A 1,808-nucleotide genomic window follows, 5' to 3' on the forward strand; every position below is an offset into this window, starting at 1 on the left:
TTCTTGACTCAAGCATTAATGCAGTACGATCTTCAAAGTTAAGATGATGGTATGACAATTTTATATACTCCATAAACCCTTTAAATTAATTAGGTGGTTTATGTCGCACTTCAAGTTTTACTCTGCCCTTCAATAAAAAAACTTGTCAGTAGTTTCAATTAATGCCATGCATTTTGCTATAGTACGTAGAACTGTAGGTTTAGTTGTTTGTCTTTTTTTGTATACAGTGCCATGTGTTAACTCAGCATGGGCATGTTGTAAAAGAGTTCTAATTTGAACTTCGCAGGGAATATTTGATGGTATTTTAATACCTTTGTGTTTAATCTCGTTTTTAGATCTCAAAATAAAATGCATTGATTGATAAGAAAATAGTAGAGGTTCTTTATTTTTTTCATCCTCATAATCTCTCGCAATAATACTATTCCAAGAATCATGAGAAGTTATTAATTGACTTAGAATGCGGACATCGTCGGTTAGTAAAACAACAAATCTTAATCCAATCTTATCTTCAATATCATCATATGGATTTGTATATGCTTTTTCACGATAAAAAGCTTTATCAATCAGAGATTTGATGTTTTTTACTCTAATTTTAGGCTCAATTTTTAAAAATGTTTCGATCTTTAATTGATTTGATTCTAGGGAATTTAAGATTTGAGAGACGATATAGTCTCCCCATGCTTGATAGATAGGTTCTTCTAAAAGCCATTTTTCTTGGAACTCTTTTTCGTTCATTTCTTAATAATTAATTTCGATTTGACGACTATTTGAGTCCATTCTGGTACATTGCCATTTTCATCTCTATCTCCTTCAATAGTTGTAATTGAAACATCATTTTTAAATGTATCTGGATCAGCTTCAATTTTAACATTATTACTGAAAGTAACTTTGTGTAGTTTCAATTGATTTTTGATGTGCTCAACATCTTTTGTAAATGAAGTAATCGGGATTTTTTTATCTTTGAGATAATTTCTATATTCATCAATTATATCTTTTTCAAAAAAACTTTCTGCAAATTCAATAGGATTAACAACAGAAGATTGTCCTAATTTGAGATAAGTAGTTAAGGCATTAGATAATTCATATTTTTCTTCAGAACTCTTATTATCTAAGTTTAAAATAAACTCTTTGGTTGCATCATAAAAAAACTTAGTTGTTCGAGCACTGGTTTCAGGATAACCACATCCAGCAAAAGTACTATAAAAATACTCAGCCGCCGCTTTACCATCAACTTGACTAATTTGATTGTCTGAAATTAATACTGACCATTTATCATTAAGATTAGTGGACGAAGGCGCATAGTCTGATTTTTCACAAAAACCAATTGTTTTATATAGTTTTGATGAAGGTGTTAGTAACAAAGCTTCAATATGCTTTAATGAAATTTGTCCATTTTCAGTAGTAATTTTCTCATAGCCACTATGAAGATCAGCTTTCATTACACCAATAATTTTTTTGTCCAGTATCCCATATGTTCCAGTGAAAACAACAACAATGCCTCCACCAATTGAGCGCCCTTTCTCAAATTGCGCTTTGGCTAATCTAGTTGCGATAGCATAGGATGAATTAATAAATTCATCGTCAGAGTCATCAATTGCTTTATTTATGATGCTTGGTAAGCCAGAGCTTTCTACATCAATAATTTGCATTGAAACTGCTTTAGAATCTGAGCCTAAGGCACGGCAGAGTAAAACTTGAAGTGCGACATAAACCACCTAATTAATTTAAAGGGTTTATGGAGTATATAAAATTGTCATACCATCATCTTAACTTTGAAGATCGTACTGCATTAATGCTTGAGTCAAGAA

At 31.1% G+C, this 1,808-nt stretch carries 2 protein-coding genes; both read right to left on the bottom strand.

Annotated features, from left to right (window positions below; genetic code table 11):
* Positions 1-129: 129 nt before the first annotated feature.
* Positions 130-735, bottom strand: coding sequence for a GTP pyrophosphokinase family protein (locus tag MF4640_RS18640; RefSeq protein WP_078390492.1), 606 nt, complete (start codon positions 733-735; stop codon positions 130-132).
* A complete protein-coding gene (locus MF4640_RS18645; protein ID WP_078390493.1) occupies positions 732-1,715 on the bottom strand; it encodes a nucleoid-associated protein in 984 nt (327 codons plus the stop codon). The genes MF4640_RS18640 and MF4640_RS18645 overlap by 4 nt, the downstream gene beginning before the upstream one ends.
* Between the last annotated feature and the right edge of the window lie 93 nt (positions 1,716-1,808).

This window comes from Acinetobacter sp. MF4640 (assembly GCF_002018895.1).
In the GTDB taxonomy this organism is placed as follows: Bacteria; Pseudomonadota; Gammaproteobacteria; order Pseudomonadales; family Moraxellaceae; genus Acinetobacter; species Acinetobacter johnsonii.